Genomic DNA, 15376 nt, shown 5'->3' with positions numbered 1-15376 from the left:
GAAGTATACATTTTTTGTAAATAAGAGATAAAACACTCTTATTTAGACTATAACCACAATAGGAAATTACTACTACTTTATTTATGAATAATTCCATGTTTCTAAGTTTAATACAGAATACTGCAATATTGCTGTCGTTTAGTATGTTGTATGATTATTTGTGGGTGAGAAGAACTGGTCTTAAATCCATATGGGAGCAATTATTAGCAGGTGGAATTGTAGGTGCTATTGGTGTTGTTCTTATGCTTTCTTCCTGGGAAATGGCAACTGGAGTCGTTTTTGATACGCGTTCGGTTATTCTTTCCATTTCCGGGTTATTTTTTGGCGTAATTCCTACCATTATTGCAATTCTAATTACAGGTACCTATCGGTTTATTTTAGGTGGAGAAGGAATGTTTATGGGAATTGCTGTTATAATCAGTTCTGGTGTGATAGGTATTTTATGGAAACAAATATGGACTAAAATAGGTGTTAAATCTTATTGGTTGAAATATTTACTTTTAGGAGTCGCCGTTCATTTGGCGATGATTAGTTGCTCTGTATTTTTGCCTTCAGAAAAAACGATGCCAACTTTGCTGCAAATTTCCTGGCCCTTGCTAACTATTTATCCACTGGGCAATATGTTGCTGGGATTATTCATGAACCGACAATTACAAAACAGGGCTAATAAAATCGCGTTAAGCAGAACAAAGGAAAAGTATTCGCGTTTGTATGAAAGCATGAACGATGCATTTGTTGTTTTGGATATGGATGCCAATGTGATCGAATTTAACACAGCATTCAAAGAAATGCTTGGTTACTCCTCTGACGAGTTGCTGCACATGAATTGTCATGATTTAACCCCTTTAAAGTGGCTTGAATTTGAGCAGAAGATAATGGAAGAAGAGGTTCTCGTATCCGGAAGTTCCAGAGTATATGAAAAGGAGTGTATAAGAAAAGGTGGAAGTTTGATTCCTGTTGAACTGCGTATCTATTTGTTGAAGGACGAAAAAGGTAAACCCAAAGGATTTTGGGCTATGGTTCGTGATATTTCTTTGCGTAAGAATGCCATGGCGTTGGTTGAAAATGAAAGAGCTCATTTAAAAATACTGATAGAAACTGTTCCTGAAATGATTTGGTTAAAAGATCCAAAGGGAATATATCTGTCTTGTAATAGAAACTTCGAAAAATTTAATGGGTTAAAGGGAAATGCTCTTATTGGCAAATCAGATTATGATTTTTATCCGCGGGAGATTGCTGATTTTTACTGGGAAAAAGATTTGGAGGTTTTAAATAGTGCGAAAAGCGTTCGCTTTACCAATTGGGCTGTTTCAGCTACCAGTGGAAACAGACTTCTAACTGAGACGATTAAAACTCCAATGCACGATGTAGAGGGAAAGTTACTCGGAGTTCTAGGTGTTTCAAGAGATATTACGGATATAAAGCTGGCTGAAAGAGAGCTGTTAAAGGCGAAAGAAAAGGCTGAGGAAAGTGATAAGTTGAAATCGATTTTTCTTGCTAATATGAGTCATGAGATACGTACTCCAATGAATGCAATTATGGGATTTTCAGAATTGCTTGTTGATTCAGAATTGGATGATGCTGAAAAATCCCAGTATATAAATATTATTCAAAATTCAGGGAATAGACTGTTACAGCTTATTGATGATATTGTAGATATTTCTAAATTGGAATTGGATCAGGTGGCGGTACATAGAATGGAAACCAATTTGCACGAATTATTTGTAAGTGGTATAGAGGTGGTTAAAAGAGGAGTGTTATTAGAAAGCAAACCCAATATCGAGTTGGTTTTGAATTTGCCGGAAGAGTATGAAAGACTTTCTGTTTTTACAGATTCTAATCGGTTTCATCAAATTCTGGATAATTTGCTTAATAATGCAATCAAATTTTCAGAAGTGGGTAAGGTGGAAGTTGGGTATAATTTTAAAGAATATTTGTCGCAGACAGTAATTGAAGTATATGTGAAAGATGAAGGCTGCGGAATACCTAAAAACAGACATGATATCATTTTTGAACGTTTCAGACAAGGAGATGAAGAGCAGTTTACTGATGGAACAGGATTAGGTTTAAGCATTTCAAAAGGACTTGTTGAGCTTCTGGGAGGTGAAATCAGGTTCGAATCGGTAGTTGGAAAAGGCAGTACTTTTTATTTTACACTACCTTATTCTAAAAATGAAACGATTGGTGCTGATGATTCACAAGTTGTAATGCGGGCGGAGTCTATTGGCCGAAAATCGGTATTAATTGCAGAAGAAGATTATAACTCATTTCTTTATTTGCAAAAATTATTTGATGGTGAAGATGTTACTATTTCTCATGCTTCAAATGAGAATATCATGATAAACATGTTGAATGAATTAACGCCTGATTTGCTTATTCTTGATATGAACATTTATAGTAAATCGACGAAAGATTGTTTGGCTTTAATAAAAAACGGGAATCAGGATACAAAAGTGATTGCTCAGACAGCTTATACTATAAAAGGGGAAGAAGAGCGTTGTATTGAAGCCGGATGCCATGGTTATATTACAATGCCAATTACTAAAGATGATTTTTTAACCGAGGTAAAAAGGGTTCTGAATTAATTCGATTTCTGTCGGATATCACCAATCGTGATTAGTGCAATTCCCAAAATGATAAAAATCCCACCTAATAATTGATAGTTGTCAGGCAAGAGATCCATAAAAAGAAAGGCTCCTATAACAATAAAGAAACTTCTTGATGTACAAATTAAGGTAGTGATTGACGCATCGACAAATTTTAAGGAGGCGAATGTAAGGGTTACACCCAAAAACGGCCCAAAAATGGATCCGATACTGATGTAAAGCAGTGAGTCTGCCGTGTAGTGCGGCACTTCGAAGATGAAGAGGTTATACAATGCAAATCCCAGAAAAAGAAACGACGATCGGCAAACCGTAATCATCGTAGAAGGAATTGTTTTAATCTCAGATCGGGCAAGCACCAGGCTTACTCCGTAAAATAGTGCAAAAACAAGCGCTGCAATACTTGCCGGTGTTACAAAACTTCCCAAATCAGAAACAGTTTTGTTATAATTGATTAGAACAACGCCGCTAAGAGTAACTACAATTCCGATTACAGCCATGAAATTGTATCTTATTCTCAGAAAAACAAATCCAATGAAAATTACAAATATAGGGCTGGTATTTGCAAGGAATGAGACTATTGCAGGATTTTCAGTCAGTTTTATTGAGAGAAAGAATGCAGACATTGATATTACCTCAGAACATCCGATTAGAATTAAAATAAATTTTGATTTTTTTGATAATGAGTTTATTTTTTTTCTGTCAGTAAAAAAATAATAGTACAGATAATTGTACAGCAGGGCAAAGGCAAACCACAACAGCCCAAAAGAGGCAAGATTGACATCTTTCATCGCCAGTTTGCTGAAAATATATATGTTCGAAAAACTGATGGTTGCCAATAGAGCCAACAAGCTTCCTTTCAGTTTAGATGAGTACTGCATCGTTCAGGGCATTTTTAATTGTGGCAAATGTAAATAAATTAGTTTGTTTTTATTAAGGAGATTACGCCCCGTTTTATTAGATATTATAATTATATTCGTTTGCATGGAACTAAATTTACTTTTTGCAGCTCTCTCAACTTTTATTTTGAATGTACCATTTGGATTTATCAGGCAAGGATTTAAAAAATTCTCAGTAATGTGGTTTGTCTGTATTCATGCACCCATTCCATTTGTAATCCTGTTTCGGCATTTGTTTGGTTTGGGCTTTCAGTTATACACCTATCCAATTATGGTGAGTGCTTTCTTTTTGGGGCAGTTTGCGGGGAAAAAAATACGGATTCGAAGGAATACAAAAAAGAGTTTAGCAGAAGAGCTGCAAAGTGAGGAAATAAAAAAAGATCAACTCTAAAGCTGATCTTTTTTTAATAGTATTGAAATTGAGACTACAACTTCTCTTTGATTTTTTTAGTTTCTTCCTCGAAACCTGGTTTTTCAAGCAAAGCAAACATGTTGCTTTTGTATGCTTCAACACCGGGTTGGTCAAATGGGTTTACATCCAAAATGTAACCGCTTACACCACAGGCAATTTCAAAGAAATAAAGCAATTCACCTAAGTAGAATTCATTCAACTGAGGCATTTCAATTCTTAGATTTGGAACACCGCCATCAACATGAGCCAATTGGGTGCCTAATTCTGCCATTTTATTCACCGCGTCAATGCGTCTTCCAGCCAAAAAGTTCAAACCGTCAAGATTGTCTTTATCTTCAGGAATAATTACAGTATGGTTGGGTTTAGCAATTGAAATAACAGTTTCGAAAATATTACGTTGTCCTTCCTGAATGTATTGTCCCATTGAGTGTAAATCACTTGTGAAATCAACACTTGCAGGGAAGATACCTTTGTTTTCTTTTCCTTCACTTTCACCGTAAAGTTGCTTCCACCATTCGGCTACATTGTGCAGTTTTGGATTGTAATTGGCTAAAATTTCAATTCCTTTGCCTTTTGCGTAGAGAGCATTTCTGGCAGCTGCGTATAGCAAAGCAGGATTTTCTTCGAATGCCGTTGCTATTGAATATTCCTGCATCGATTTAGCGCCTTTTACCAATTCCTTGATGTCGTGACCTGCAACCGCAATAGGAAGCAATCCAACAGGAGTTAAAACCGAAAAACGACCACCAACATCATCAGGAATTACAAATGTTTTGTAGCCTTCCTGAACAGCAAGAGTTCTAAGAGCTCCTTTTGATGCATCTGTAATAGCGATAATTCTTTCACGAGCTTCCTCTTTGCCAACATTTTCTTCCAAAAGTTCTTTTAACAAACGAAAGGCAATAGCAGGTTCGGTAGTTGTTCCCGATTTAGATATTACACAAATACCAAACTCAAGGTCTTTTAAAATGTCCATTAACTCGAACAGATAGTCCTCGCTGATATTTTGTCCGGCATACAATACAAGCGGATTTTCGTTACCGATATTCAGTTGATCGAAACTATGAGCCAAAGCATCGTTAACAGCTTTTGCACCCAGGTACGATCCTCCAATACCAATAACTACCAATACTTCTACTTTATCTTTCAAAGATAAAGCGGTTGCTTCGATATCATTTAGCTCCTCTTCAGTAATCTGAGAAGGTAAATCTACCCATCCAACATAGTCATTTCCCTTACCGGTTCCTTTTTGAAGAGCAGTTAAATGTTTTTGACTCTCTTCTTTAAATTTGAAAATCTCTTCCTTACTTACGAAGTTTAAAGATTTTTCAAAGCTCAACTTGATGTGTTCCATTATTTTCAAATTAAGTAGTAAAATCCAGATCTGTCAGAACCGATACCCCCTCAGAGCGAAAGACAGAAATGGGTTTAATGTGTATAATTAATTAAATGTATTTCAAACTAAAATAATTGATGAATGTTTTTGCAATCACTCCTATTCTGCATTCATGCAATGCGTTACTTTTACTTTTGTAAAATGAAAAGTTTTTCAAAGTACAAATTTACAATTGAAAAATAACTTTAACGTAAATCTTCTGTTAATAATTTGATTTCCATAGCAGGAGATATTTTTTCGTACAGAATATTATAAACAGCCATGGTAATTGGCATGTGAACCTTGTATTTATCATTAATTTCTTTGATACAACTAACCGCATAATATCCTTCGGCAATCATATGCATCTCTAACTGAGCAAATTTTACAGAATATCCTTTCCCAATCATGGTTCCAAAAGTTCTGTTTCTACTAAATTGAGAATAACAGGTAACCAATAAATCGCCTAAATAAGCTGAACTTTTAATATCTCTTGTGATGGGATGAACCGTATCTACAAATCGTTTAATTTCCTGAATTGCGTTTGATATCAGCACGGCTTGAAAATTATCGCCATAACGAAGTCCGTGACAAATACCTGAAGCGATGGCAATAACATTTTTTAGAACAGCCGAATATTCAGTTCCGTAAATATCATCGGAAATGGTTGTTTTAATGTATGCACATTCCATTTTTAGAGCCAAAACTCTTGCTTTTTTTGTATTCTGAGAGGCAATCGTTAAATATGATAATCGTTCCAATGCAACTTCTTCCGCATGGCATGGTCCGGAAATTACTCCGATGTTGTCAATTGGCACATTGTATTTTTCATTAAAGAATTCACCAATAATCATATTTTCATCGGGAACAATACCTTTAATTGCTGATACAACAAATTTATCTTCAAGGCTAACCGTAAGATTCTTAAGTGCATTCTTCAAGAATGCGGATGGTATTGCAAAAACAATGATGTCAGAATTTGTTACGATTTCATCAATATTATGAGAAAAATTGATTTTGTCGATGTCAAATTCCGCACCGGTAATGTAGCGTGGGTTATGACCTAATTCCTTAAATTGGTCAATGGTATCCGGATTGCGCATGTACCAGTTGATTTCTGCTACATTTTCCATAAAGATTTTAGCAATAGCTGTAGCCCAGCTACCACCACCAATTATGGCAATTTTTGATGATTTGTTCATGAATTTATTGATAAGTCTGCTGTTGTTAGAGAATTATTTCTGTAACGATCAGATCTCTAATTTACTAAATATCGGAGGAAGGGAGAAATTCCCGACCTCCGATATGAAAATATTTTAAAGCGGGAATTAAGACAACCACTCTGCTACTTCTTCCTGACTTGGGTTTTTTAATCCCATTTTTAGCTTTTTATTCCAGCCACAAATATCCTGATGAAGTTTTGTCGACTTCTCTTCCTTTAAAGCGCTGACAGTCTGGAATCCTGCTTTACGAATTATTGGCATCCATTCAGGAGCAATCCCTAATGCAACAAATTTGTCATCACTGTCAACTGCAGCTTTCTTCTCAGGTCTCATTTGCGGAAAGAACAATACATCCTGAATTGATTGTGAGTTGGTCATCAACATGGTTAACCGATCAATACCAATTCCCATTCCAGATGTAGGAGGCATACCATATTCAAGAGCACGAACAAAGTCCATATCAATAAACATGGCTTCATCATCACCCTTTTCACTTAATTTGTTTTGTTCCTGAAAACGCTCCAACTGATCAATAGGATCATTTAACTCCGAATAAGCATTACAAAGCTCTTTTCCATTCACCATTAACTCGAAACGCTCGGTTAATTCCGGATTGTCTCTGTGTTTTTTACAAAGAGGAGACATTTCAACAGGATAATCGGTAATGAAAGTTGGCTGAATGTAATTTCCTTCACATTTCTCACCAAAAATTTCATCGATTAATTTTCCTTTTCCCATGGTTTCATCCACTTCGATATTCAGTTTTTTACAAACCTCGCGAAGTTGTATATCATCCATTCCATTGATGTCAATTCCTGTATATTCAAGAATGGAATCAATCATTGAAATACGTTTGAAAGGACGCTTGAAATCAATTTCTTTATCGCCAACCATTAATTTGGTTTTGCCATGAAGATCCATCGCAATTTTTTCAATCATTTCTTCAGTAAAGTCCATCATCCAGTTGTAATCCTTATAGGCAACATAGATTTCCATTACTGTAAATTCCGGATTGTGAGTACGATCCATTCCTTCGTTACGAAAATCTTTCGCAAACTCATAAACTCCGTCGAATCCCCCAACGATCAATCTTTTCAGATAAAGTTCGTTGGCAATACGCATGTAAAGAGGAATATCCAATGCATTGTGATGTGTTTCGAACGGACGGGCAGAAGCACCACCGGGAATAGCCTGTAAGATTGGTGTTTCCACCTCTAAATAATCCTTGCTGTTGAAAAGTTCGCGCATCGAGTTGATGATTTTCGTTCTTTTCAGGAAAACATCTTTAACAGCCGGGTTTACTACCAAATCAACATACCGCTGACGGTAACGCATTTCAGGATCGCTGAAAGCATCGTAAACTTTTCCATCTTTTTCCTTAACAATAGGAAGCGGACGAATAGATTTTGAAAGAATTGTCATTTCGGTTGCATGAACCGAAGTTTCACCTACCTGAGTAACAAATACGTAACCCTTAATTCCAATAAAATCACCAATGTCAGTCAGTTTTTTGAATACTGTGTTGTAAAGGGTTTTATCCTCGCCCGGGCAGATATCATCTCTTGTAATGTAAACCTGTATTCTTCCCTTCGAATCCTGAAGTTCAAGAAAGGAAGCTTTACCCATAATTCTTCTGCTCATGATTCTACCTGCTATACAAACCTCTTGAAGGTTCTTCTTTTCAGGATCGAAATCTTTCAGAATATCTGAAGAAAAGCTGTTTACATGATATTGTGCCGCAGGAAACGGGTTGATACCCATAGACTGCATTTCTTTAAGGGAATTCCTTCTAATGATTTCTTGTTCACTAAGTTCTAACGCATTCATCTTAATCTCAATAAAGTTTATTCGGGTGCAAAGATAATATAATCTGTCCAAATAATTAATTTCAATAGCTTTACTTATTGGATTTAATGCTGATTGCGCTAATTAAAAGTATGAGAATTGATTGTGTTTGCCAGCTTAGGGGGTTTACAAAAGATTTAAAAAGAAAGCTTATTTTCTTTACTGGTGAATTTTTCTATTTCTTAATCGAAAAATGTGTTGTTTCAAATGCCATTGTAAAGACAAATATAATTGGTAATATTGCATGAAATTAATGGTATTTAGATTGAATAAATATAACGAAACATTCACGAAAGAGGCAAAAATATAAGGTATTTCATGAAAAGTTGAAATGTTTCGAATACCTTTGCGTGGATTTATTTTTATTTAGGAATCAAATTTTGCTGTAGTGTTTGTTGCTGAAAATCAATTGATTATTTGTGGTGTTTTGATCAGTTATAAATTGTTGATGAAAAGAGTCTAAAGCGTTTTGAATCATCAGGAAAAATTAAGCAGTAGTAAAATGAAGACAAGAAGAAAACCAGATTGGTTGAAAATACAGTTGCCAAAGGGTGACGATTATGCATACGTGAATGGAATAGTAAAGGAGAATGGATTGCATACTATTTGTTCGAGCGGGAAATGTCCGAATGTTGGAGAATGTTGGGGAAATGGAACTGCTACCTTTATGATTTTAGGAAATATTTGTACACGTGCCTGCAAATTTTGCAACGTTCCAACAGGAAAGCCACTTGAGGCAGATTGGAAAGAACCCAAAAGATTGGCTCGTTCTATTAAGCTGATGAGCTTAAAACATGCTGTAATAACTTCTGTTGACCGGGATGATTTGGAAGACGGAGGATCTGGAATTTGGGCAGAAACCATAAAATGTATAAAAGAAACTACTCCGGAAACCACACTTGAGGTTTTAATCCCCGATTTTAATGGGAAAGAGGAGGACATTCAAAGAGTGATTGATATGAATCCGGAGGTGATCTCTCATAATTTGGAAACGGTTCGAAGATTAACCCGTGAAGTTCGAAGCAAAGCTAAATACGATCTTAGTCTGAAAGTGTTAAAGCAAATTTCAGATTCGGGAATAGTTGCTAAATCGGGAATAATGCTTGGTTTGGGCGAGAAAGAAGAAGAGATTTATCAGGTAATGGATGACTTGCTTGAGGTAGGAGTCAGAGTCATGACAATTGGTCAGTATTTGCAGCCAACAAAAAATCATTTGGAAGTTCAGGAATACATTACTCCGGAGGTGTTCAAACAATATGAGACTGTTGGTTTGGAAAAAGGTTTTGCATTTGTAGAAAGTACACCTTTGGTGCGTTCTTCGTATCATGCAGAACGTCATGTAAATGCGTTAAACTTAAAAAGGAGTTTAAAAGATGACTAAGACTGTATTTCGCGATTTGGGATCGATTGATTATAAAGAAGCATGGGACTATCAGGAGAACCTGTTTAATGAAGTTCTGACATCCAAGCAGGCTAATGCCGATCTTCCGGTTGATCAGAAAAAATTATCAAACAATTATTTGTTGTTCTGCGAACATCCGCACGTATATACACTGGGGAAAAGCGGGAAAGAACAAAATATGCTTCTTGATTTGCTGCAGCTGCAGGCAAAAGAGGCAACTTTTCATAAAATTAATCGCGGAGGTGATATTACCTATCATGGGCCGGGACAAATTGTTGGGTATCCAATCTTAAATTTGGAAACCTACGATATGGGAATTAAAAAATACATCGAAACTCTGGAGCAAGCTGTTATTAATTGTATTGCCGATTATGGAATTGTTGGAACGCGGCTGGAAGGAGCGACAGGAGTTTGGTTGGATGTAGGGAAACCTACTGTTCGCAAGATTTGTGCTATTGGTGTGCGAATCAGCAGATGGGTAAGCATGCATGGTTTTGCTTTTAATGTAAATACCGATTTAAAATATTTTGAGTACATCAATCCGTGTGGATTTGTTGATAAAGGAGTAACATCCTTAAAAAAAGAATTGGGCAAAGAGCTTGATATTGAAGAAGTAAAACATAATTTGAAGAGCCATATCACTAAACTGTTTGATATGACGCTTGAAATTGACTAATTTAGCTAGCCAAATTCTAGAATATGGAAAAGAGATGGGTAATCAATGAGCCGGGAGATGAAGGAACGGTTATAACACTTATGAAATCACTTGGTGTTGACCGTTTAGTCGCTGATTTGCTGGTGCAACGTGGGATTACTACATTCGATATGGCAAAGAAGTTTTTTCGTCCCAGCCTCGATGATCTGCACGATCCTTTCCTAATGAAAGATATGGATAAAGCTGTTGAAAGAATAGAGACAGCAATTCAGAAACAAGAAAGAGTTATGATCTATGGTGATTATGACGTTGATGGAACCACATCTGTTTCTCTTGTTTACACTTATCTTAAAAAACACTTCGATTTTATAGATTATTATATTCCTGACCGGTACTCGGAAGGTTACGGCGTTTCGACAGCAGGGATTGATTACGCCGCGGATAACAATTTTAAATTGATCATTGCATTGGACTGCGGTATTAAGGCCGTTGGTAAAATTGCATACGCGAAAGAAAAAGGCATCGATTTTATCGTTTGCGATCATCATACACCAGGCGATATTTTGCCAGAGGCGATTGCAGTTCTCGATCCTAAAAGATTGGATTGCGATTATCCTTGTGATGCGTTATCGGGTTGCGGAGTTGGCTTTAAGTTAATGCAGGGATTGGCTCAGAAAATGGGATGGCCATTTGAGGAGTTGATACCATTGCTTGATTTATTGGCTGTTAGTATAGCTTCGGATATTGTCCCAATTACCGGCGAGAATAGAGTGTTGGCCCATTTTGGATTGATACAACTAAATAATTCTCCGAGATTAGGACTGAAAACAATATTGAATTTAGCCGGAGTTGACAAAGATCTGACAGTAAACGATATTGTTTTTAAAGTTGGCCCAAGAATTAATGCTGCCGGAAGAATTCAATCGGGCAACCGGGCAGTTCAATTGCTGATTGCTGATACTGAGGAATCTGCCATATTAATAGGAGATACAATTGATGTGATGAACGAAGACCGCAAAGAATTGGATCATAGTATTACGGATGAAGCGTTGGAAAGAGTTGCAAAAAGCAGCGCGTTGCTTGCTAAAAAAAGCACTGTTCTTTTTGATCGGAACTGGCACAAAGGAGTGATTGGTATTGTTGCTTCGCGAATGATCGAGAATTATTATAAACCAACAGTAATTCTTACCGAATCGAATGGTTTTGCTACTGGAAGCGCTCGTTCGGTTGACGGCTTTGATTTGTACAATGCAATTTCGGAATGCAGTGATTTACTGGAAAACTTTGGTGGTCACAAGTATGCTGCAGGTTTAACTATGAAAATAGAGAATGTTGGAGAGTTCCAAAAACGTTTCGAAGATTATGTGGTAAATAACATTTCAGAAGATATGTTAGTTCCTCAGGTTAAGATTGATGCAAATATAAAATTATCTGATATTACACCTAAATTTTTCCGGATTATTAAACAGTTTGAGCCTTTCGGGCCAAAAAATATGACCCCGGTTTTTGTGAGCGAACAAGTTCTCGATTACGGTTATAGTCGTCCGGTAGGAAGAAATAAGGAGCATCTTAAACTTTCAGTTGTTGACGATATTCGCGAAGGAGATGTAAAAGCAGGTATTGCTTTTTCAATGGGGAATTTGTATCCTAAAATTTCGAGTGGTGTTCCATTTGATGTCTGTTACTCACTTCAGGAGAATGAGTACATGGGAAAAGTTGAAACTCAGTTAATGGTTCGTGATATCAAGTTCTAAATAATTTTAGATTTATCAGGAATTGGCTTCTTCCCGCTCATTAATTTATTTCCATTTTTTTTTGATTGTTTTATTTCGATAACCTGAGTGTTTGAAACACTTGGTTTTATTGAATGTTGAACATGATCGTCATAAAGAGAGCTTCTTTAAAAACAACTATTCGGATTTGTTCTTCGAGGCATCCTTGCTATATTTGCGCCAATTTGTAAAAAATCTAAACCTATTTTATGATCCTGTCTCAAGAAACCAGCACACCGAACTTTGATAGTCCCGCGAAAAGAATTATTATCGGGATTCAGTTCTTATTTGTTGCCTTTGGCGCAACAGTCCTTGTCCCGTTATTAGTCGGTATTGACCCATCAGTCGCATTATTTACAGCAGGAATCGGAACCTTGATTTTTCATTTAATCACAAAAGGTAAGGTTCCTGTTTTTTTGGGTAGTAGTTTTGCATTTATTGCCCCAATTGTAGCCGCTACGGAATTGTATGGTTTGCCGGGAGCTCTTTCTGGTTTAATTGCCGTTGGTTTGGTGTATGGCGTTGTCTCTGCAATAATAAAAGTTTGGGGCTTAGGCGTAATCGAGAAAATATTTCCTTCTATTGTGGTGGGGCCTGTAATCATGATTATTGGTCTTTCGCTGGCTCCTGTTGCTGTAAATATGGCAAAAACGAATTGGATTATTTCTTCTGTTTCCTTATTAACTGCAGTTTTAATTGTGGTTTACAGCAAAGGAATGATTAAGCTGATTCCTATTTTTGTGGGAATTATTGTTGGTTACATTCTCTCTATAGTATTAGGAAAAGTTGATTTTACGTCGATTAATGATGCTGCATGGTTTGCGTTGCCTGATTTTGTTCGTCCGGAATTAAACTGGGGAGCTGTATTATATATGCTTCCTGTTGCTTTTGCCCCGATTATAGAACATGTAGGTGACATGTATGCAATTGGAGGTGTGGCAAATAAAAAATTTGTTAAAGATCCGGGTTTGCACAGAACTCTGCTTGGTGATGGTATTGCAACAGCTTTCGCTGGATTTTTTGGCGGACCACCAAATACAACTTATTCTGAGGTAACCGGAGCAATAGCATTAACTAAAGTTACCGATCCGCGAGTATTGAGAATTGCTGCAATTACGGCAGTAGTATTTTCCCTTATCGGAAAAGTAAGTGCATTTCTTAAAACAATTCCACAAGCCGTTTTGGGTGGAATTATGCTGCTGTTGTTCGGTATGATTGCCAGTATTGGAATCAAAACATTAATTGATGCCAAGACAGATTTCTCAAAAACCAGAAATCAGGTGATTATTTCTATTGTGCTAACCGTAGGAATTGGTGGAGCACAAATTTCATATGGAACTTTCTCCTTAGCAGGAATTGGTCTTGCTTCTTTGGTAGGAGTTATATTGAATTTAATTTTACCAGATACTTCCAGACCAATAAAAGGAAGCAAGGAAAAATAAATAAAAATCTCAATGATATAAATAAAAAGCCCCAATTTGGGGCTTTTCTTGTCTGATACTAACTAAATTACCATTTGTGCATCAAGAAATTTATGGGTTTACTTTTTTTCTCTAAAAGAATATCTTCCAAATTCAAAATTATTTGTTTCGCCATTTCGGATATAGTATCCCTTATTATCGCACATACTATCTCCAAAACTATAAAATACCGATTCATTTTCTACTTGAAATTCAGTTTCGCCGGCTAAAATGAACTCGCACGAGCGACTTATTAACAATGGTGTTGATATCTTTGAATGATATTCTCTGTTTTCAGAATTGATTCCATGGCATTCACCGGAAACCAGAAATTGATCATCCCATGGGTTTTCCGGGGTGCCGTATCCGTCAATCCATTCTTTTGTTTTAGTACCTGATATGCTGTATTGTAATCCGTTTGAAGAGGTTAAAACAATACTGTCGTATGAAATAGTGAAGCTAAGTTGGTCAAATTCGTTCAAACCGTTTGATGTAATTTCAATACGACCTTCTATTTTTAAATTATTAATACAAAATTCTTCGAAATGAATAGATTGAAGAGTCTGATTCGTCATGTATCTTCCTGTAATTTCGTTGTGTATTTGTCCACGCTTTAATCTTCCCAGATGATCGGTATGATTACTTGATCCATAGTTGATACTTATTGTTTTTGTGGAAGTTTGAGGTTCATCGTCACCGCTTACTTTAATAACTGGAATTGAATCTCTTTTGGTGTTGTCTTTCGTCTTTGTACCATAATCGGTTGCAATCACATTTTTTTCCACCTCGCAAAGAAGGTCTTCTAAAATGCAGTTCACCATCGCATTTTCTTCAATATTCACAGAATTGGTAATTTGAATCTCCATATTCATATCTTCTTCCGATGTGGAACAGGAAATTATTCCTGGTATAATAAGAAATGCCCAACCTAAGAATATTTTCGTTCTCATATCTTCAGCTTAATTTGGATGTAACATGTTGTTTTTTACGAGGAAAGAATAAAATTGTTTTGACTAACATCACTATTATTTGCTTGAATGATGAAATTTATGGTGTAAACAGATGATGTTTGTTGTGCCCGTGTGATGAATTCACTTTGAGGTAGAGTTTGTTGAATTAGGCATTTAGACTGATTGAATTGTAAATGTTTTACATGGTTTTGAGAATTGATTGAGCTCTTTGATGGGTTTGAGAATATGCACAAAAATCCTCTGTTCCAATATCGGGAATCTCAAAATGAGAGTAAACAAGAAATATTGAGAGTTTGAGTTTTGGTAAATGTGTTTGCACGTTGTGCAAAGTCCTTTTTGGCCTTAAAAAATCAACTTGATTGATGAGCAAAGCCGTTTTTCAAGATGACTTTTAACATTGCTTGTTATGCAAGACGATTTTTCAATTAAAAAATCGCCTCTACTGATAGTGCGGTTAATTTACCAACTGAAAATTCGAATGAACTGTTGTGCAAAGTCATTTTTCAAGGTCGATTTTGTTCTGATCGGTCATTCAAGGTGATTTTTCAACTAAAAAATCATTTCGATTGGTAGTGAAGGATCTTTTTCAAAGTAAACGGCTGACTAATACCTTTAACAACCATAATTTAGAGGTATCCGTCTCCACAATAGCGCATATGGATTTTCGATAAGATTTTAGATTTTTACATTCTTAAAATTCACATAAAAAGGATGTACTATGATTTTTAATTTCACGGCAACGACACGTTTTTATTTTTT

The 15376-nt window shown here is 36.2% G+C and carries 11 protein-coding genes; 6 read left to right on the top strand and 5 right to left on the bottom strand.

Going from position 1 to position 15376, the window contains the following annotated elements:
• Positions 1-83: 83 nt before the first annotated feature.
• Positions 84-2585, top strand: a complete 2502-nt coding sequence (locus tag BZG01_RS15405; protein WP_101310734.1) for a PAS domain S-box protein — start codon at positions 84-86, stop codon at positions 2583-2585.
• Here BZG01_RS15405 and BZG01_RS15400 read toward each other — a convergent pair.
• A complete protein-coding gene (locus tag BZG01_RS15400; protein ID WP_101310733.1) occupies positions 2582-3484 on the bottom strand; it encodes a DMT family transporter in 903 nt (300 codons plus the stop codon). The genes BZG01_RS15405 and BZG01_RS15400 overlap by 4 nt on opposite strands.
• Before the next feature lie 103 nt (positions 3485-3587).
• On the opposite strand from BZG01_RS15400, the gene BZG01_RS15395 reads away from it, so the two are divergent.
• Positions 3588-3893: a hypothetical protein gene (locus BZG01_RS15395; protein WP_180327345.1), complete on the top strand. Its 306-nt coding sequence runs from the start codon at positions 3588-3590 to the stop codon at positions 3891-3893.
• Between the two features lie 34 nt (positions 3894-3927).
• Here the strand turns inward: BZG01_RS15395 and BZG01_RS15390 are convergent, their stop codons facing one another.
• The 3 genes from BZG01_RS15390 to lysS all read right to left on the bottom strand — a co-directional run bounded on the left by BZG01_RS15390 (position 3928) and on the right by lysS (position 8339).
• Positions 3928-5268 (bottom strand): glucose-6-phosphate isomerase, encoded by a 1341-nt coding sequence (locus BZG01_RS15390; protein ID WP_101310732.1) that lies wholly within the window; start codon positions 5266-5268, stop codon positions 3928-3930.
• A gap of 227 nt (positions 5269-5495) precedes the next feature.
• Positions 5496-6491 (bottom strand): NAD(P)H-dependent glycerol-3-phosphate dehydrogenase, encoded by a 996-nt coding sequence (locus BZG01_RS15385; RefSeq protein WP_101310731.1) that lies wholly within the window; start codon positions 6489-6491, stop codon positions 5496-5498.
• 126 nt (positions 6492-6617) lie between these two features.
• Complete coding sequence (gene lysS / locus BZG01_RS15380) at positions 6618-8339, bottom strand: lysine--tRNA ligase (RefSeq protein ID WP_101310730.1); 1722 nt, start codon at positions 8337-8339, stop codon at positions 6618-6620.
• Positions 8340-8826: 487 nt separating this feature from the next.
• Here lysS and lipA point away from each other — a divergent pair, with 487 nt between their 5' ends.
• The 4 genes from lipA (at position 8827) to BZG01_RS15355 (ending at position 13628) form a co-directional block, all read left to right on the top strand.
• Complete coding sequence (gene lipA / locus BZG01_RS15370) at positions 8827-9738, top strand: lipoyl synthase (RefSeq protein WP_281256439.1); 912 nt, start codon at positions 8827-8829, stop codon at positions 9736-9738.
• Positions 9731-10435, top strand: coding sequence for a lipoyl(octanoyl) transferase LipB (gene lipB / locus BZG01_RS15365; RefSeq protein ID WP_101310727.1), 705 nt, complete (start codon positions 9731-9733; stop codon positions 10433-10435). The genes lipA and lipB overlap by 8 nt, the downstream gene beginning before the upstream one ends.
• Before the next feature lie 23 nt (positions 10436-10458).
• Entirely contained in the window at positions 10459-12168 is a 1710-nt protein-coding gene (recJ, locus tag BZG01_RS15360; RefSeq protein ID WP_101310726.1) for a single-stranded-DNA-specific exonuclease RecJ, read from the top strand.
• 227 nt (positions 12169-12395) lie between these two features.
• On the top strand, positions 12396-13628 hold the full coding sequence (locus BZG01_RS15355) for a uracil-xanthine permease family protein (protein WP_101310725.1): 1233 nt from the start codon (positions 12396-12398) through the stop codon (positions 13626-13628).
• Positions 13629-13726: 98 nt separating this feature from the next.
• Here BZG01_RS15355 and BZG01_RS15350 read toward each other — a convergent pair whose 3' ends face one another.
• Entirely contained in the window at positions 13727-14596 is an 870-nt protein-coding gene (locus BZG01_RS15350) for a hypothetical protein (RefSeq protein WP_101310724.1), read from the bottom strand.
• Positions 14597-15376: the final 780 nt, after the last annotated feature.

This window comes from Labilibaculum manganireducens (assembly GCF_002843385.1).
Lineage (GTDB): Bacteria > Bacteroidota > Bacteroidia > Bacteroidales > Marinifilaceae > Labilibaculum > Labilibaculum manganireducens.
This window is presented reverse-complemented; position numbering and strand designations above follow the sequence as displayed.

Excerpts from the sequence above, each read along its gene's own strand:
- BZG01_RS15405 (WP_101310734.1), top strand. The coding sequence starts at position 84 with ATGAATAATTCCATGTTTCTAAGTTTAATACAGAATACTGCAATATTG.
- BZG01_RS15400 (WP_101310733.1), bottom strand. The coding sequence starts at position 3,484 with ATGCAGTACTCATCTAAACTGAAAGGAAGCTTGTTGGCTCTATTGGCA.
- BZG01_RS15395 (WP_180327345.1), top strand. The coding sequence starts at position 3,588 with ATGGAACTAAATTTACTTTTTGCAGCTCTCTCAACTTTTATTTTGAAT.
- BZG01_RS15390 (WP_101310732.1), bottom strand. The coding sequence starts at position 5,268 with ATGGAACACATCAAGTTGAGCTTTGAAAAATCTTTAAACTTCGTAAGT.
- BZG01_RS15385 (WP_101310731.1), bottom strand. The coding sequence starts at position 6,491 with ATGAACAAATCATCAAAAATTGCCATAATTGGTGGTGGTAGCTGGGCT.
- lysS (WP_101310730.1), bottom strand. The coding sequence starts at position 8,339 with ATGAATGCGTTAGAACTTAGTGAACAAGAAATCATTAGAAGGAATTCC.
- lipB (WP_101310727.1), top strand. The coding sequence starts at position 9,731 with ATGACTAAGACTGTATTTCGCGATTTGGGATCGATTGATTATAAAGAA.
- recJ (WP_101310726.1), top strand. The coding sequence starts at position 10,459 with ATGGAAAAGAGATGGGTAATCAATGAGCCGGGAGATGAAGGAACGGTT.
- BZG01_RS15355 (WP_101310725.1), top strand. The coding sequence starts at position 12,396 with ATGATCCTGTCTCAAGAAACCAGCACACCGAACTTTGATAGTCCCGCG.
- BZG01_RS15350 (WP_101310724.1), bottom strand. The coding sequence starts at position 14,596 with ATGAGAACGAAAATATTCTTAGGTTGGGCATTTCTTATTATACCAGGA.